The sequence below is a fragment of the Pseudoduganella sp. RAF53_2 genome (genome assembly GCF_052113985.1).
In the GTDB taxonomy this organism is placed as follows: Bacteria; Pseudomonadota; Gammaproteobacteria; order Burkholderiales; family Burkholderiaceae_D; genus Rugamonas.
Window position 1 is genome coordinate 1 of the sequence record NZ_JBFRDW010000735.1, and the last position, 2,771, is coordinate 2,771.

A 2,771-nucleotide genomic window follows, 5' to 3' on the forward strand; every position below is an offset into this window, starting at 1 on the left:
GTGGACGTGATCCAGACCCCGGCCTTCCTGTGCCGTCAGACCGACTTCATCACCGCCTGCGCCCAATCGGGCCTGCCGGTCAATATCAAGAAGGGCCAGTTCCTGTCGCCGCACGAAATGAAAAACGTGATCGACAAGGCGCGTGCCGCTGCCAAGGCCAAGGGCCTGAATGAAGACAACTTCATGGCCTGCGAGCGTGGCGCATCCTTCGGTTACAACAATCTGGTGTCGGACATGCGTTCGCTGGCCATCATGCGCGAATCGAACGCGCCGGTGGTGTTCGACGCAACCCACTCGGTGCAGCTGCCGGGCGGCCAGGGCGGCTCGTCGGGCGGCATGCGCGACATGGTGCCTGTGCTGTCGCGCGCTGCCGTGGCCGTGGGCGTAGCCGGCCTGTTTATGGAAACCCACCCGGTTCCTGCCGAGGCATTGTCGGACGGCCCGAACGCCGTTCCGCTGGGCCGCATGAAGGAACTGCTGTCCGTTCTGATCGATCTGGACCGCGTCACCAAGAAGGCTGGTTTCCTCGAAACCAACTTCAACTGATCCGAGAAGGGCGGCGCTCACAAAGCGCCGCCCTTTTTGTTAGAACCCACGGCGTGAAGCAGGTGGCAGCCACGCTGTGGCCGCCACCAGGGTTACGCCTTGGGTTCTGTTTTCGGCCTCCGTCTGTTATCCTTGCATCAATTTTGCGCACGTTTGCTGCGCTGCATAAAATCGCTTTAACTTTGGAGATATACACATGAGTGCAATCGTTGACATCATTGGCCGCGAAATCATCGACTCGCGCGGCAATCCGACCGTGGAATGCGACGTGCTGCTGGAATCCGGCGTAATGGGCCGTGCCGCAGTACCGTCGGGCGCGTCCACCGGTTCGCGCGAGGCCATCGAACTGCGCGACGGCGATCCGAAGCGTTACTTCGGCAAGGGCGTGCTGCAAGCCTGCGAAAACATCAACACCGAAATCTCGGAAGCCATCATGGGCCTGGACGCCAATGAGCAAGCCTTCCTGGACCGCACCCTGATCGAACTGGACGGCACCGAGAACAAGTCCCGCCTGGGCGCCAACGCGATGCTGGCCGTATCCATGGCCGTGGCCAAGGCTGCCGCTGAAGAAGCCGGCCTGCCGTTGTACCGCTACTTCGGCGGCTCGGGTTCGATGCAGATGCCAGTGCCGATGATGAACGTCATCAACGGCGGCGCCCACGCCGACAACAACCTGGACATCCAGGAATTCATGATCATCCCGGTCGGCGCACCATCCTTCAAGGAAGYCGTGCGCTACGGCGCGGAAGTGTTCCACACCCTGAAGAAGATCCTGCACAAGAAGGGCATGAACACCGCTGTCGGCGATGAAGGCGGCTTCGCTCCTTCGCTGGCTTCGCACGAAGACGCGATCAAGCTGATCGTTCAGGCAATCGAAGAAGCCGGCTATGAGCCAGGCACCCAGATCGCCATCGGCCTGGATTGCGCTGCTTCCGAGTTCTACAAGGACGGCAAGTACCACCTGGAAGGCGAGGGCATGGTCCTGAGCGCCGAAGAGTTCACCAACCTGCTGGGCACCTGGTGCGACAAGTACCCGATCATCTCGATCGAAGACGCGATGCACGAAGGCGACTGGGCCGGCTGGGCGCACCTGACCAACGCCCTGGGCAAGAAAGTGCAGCTGGTGGGCGACGACCTGTTCGTCACCAACACCAAGATCCTGAAGGAAGGCATCCAGAAGGATATCGCCAACTCCATCCTGATCAAGATCAACCAGATCGGCACGCTGACCGAAACCTTCGCTGCCATCGAGATGGCCAAGCGCGCCGGCTACACCGCCGTGATCTCGCACCGCTCCGGCGAAACCGAAGATTCGACCATCGCCGATATCGCCGTTGGCCTGAACGCCCTGCAGATCAAGACCGGTTCCATGTCCCGTTCCGACCGCATGGCCAAGTACAACCAGCTGCTGCGCATTGAAGAAGATCTGGGCGACATCGCTTCCTACCCTGGCCGCGACGCGTTCTACAACCTGAAGTAAACCGCAAAGCCAAGCAGGTGGCTGCCACGCCGTGGCAGCCACCCGTTCTTTGCACCTGGTTTTAAGAAATACATGCGTTTGATTACCCTGGCCCTCGCCGCTTTGCTTCTGCTGATCCAGTACCCGCTGTGGCTGGGGAAGGGGGGCTGGCTGCGCGTGTCCGACCTGGAGCAGCAAGTTGCTGTGGCCCAGCAAAAGAATGAATCCCTGCGCCAGCGCAACGCGAAGCTCGATTCCGAAGTGCGCGACCTGAAGGAAGGCACCGGCGCCGTGGAAGAGCGCGCGCGCTTTGAGCTGAGCATGATCAAGCAGAACGAAATCTACGTTCAGATCCYCGGCAAAGGCCAGACCAAGCCCGCGCCCGACACCGCTGCGGCGCCCGCCCAGCACTAAGCAGGCCATGTCACGATCACGCCTGCTGTTTTTCTTCCTGCTCGCGTGGACCTTGAATGCAAGCGCCGCCTGCACGCCTGTCCGTTTTGGCTACATCGACCAGAACCGGCCGCCTTACTACATGGGCGACGGCCCCCATATTCCCGAACCGCCCGGCGCGACCATCGATCTGATGCGCGATGCGGTCCAGGCCACCTTCGGTTGCCACCCTGCGCTGGTGCGCCTGCCGCCCGCGCGCTTGCGCCTGGCGCTGACGATTGGCGATATCGATTTCACGCCGCTGGGTGAGATGCCGGTCTATCCGCCCGAGATTGCCATCCCGCGCGATAAACGCGGCGAGCCCGATTACGGC

Annotated in this window: 3 protein-coding genes and 1 pseudogene; all 4 read left to right on the plus strand. The window is 61.5% G+C overall.

Annotated elements, in window-relative coordinates; translation table 11 throughout:
• On the plus strand, window positions 1-546 hold a 546-nt coding region (gene kdsA, locus AB4Z11_RS28650), incomplete at its 5' end, for a 3-deoxy-8-phosphooctulonate synthase (protein ID WP_442029220.1).
• Window positions 547-742: 196 nt separating this feature from the next.
• Window positions 743-2,026 carry a phosphopyruvate hydratase gene (gene eno / locus AB4Z11_RS28655; RefSeq protein ID WP_442029221.1) on the plus strand — a complete coding sequence of 428 codons (1,284 nt, stop codon included), beginning with the start codon at window positions 743-745 and terminating at the stop codon, window positions 2,024-2,026.
• Window positions 2,027-2,098: 72 nt separating this feature from the next.
• A complete protein-coding gene (gene ftsB, locus AB4Z11_RS28660) occupies window positions 2,099-2,419 on the plus strand; it encodes a cell division protein FtsB (RefSeq protein WP_442029222.1) in 321 nt (106 codons plus the stop codon).
• Between the two features lie 7 nt (window positions 2,420-2,426).
• Window positions 2,427-2,771: pseudogene (locus tag AB4Z11_RS28665) on the plus strand (hypothetical protein); the annotation flags it as partial.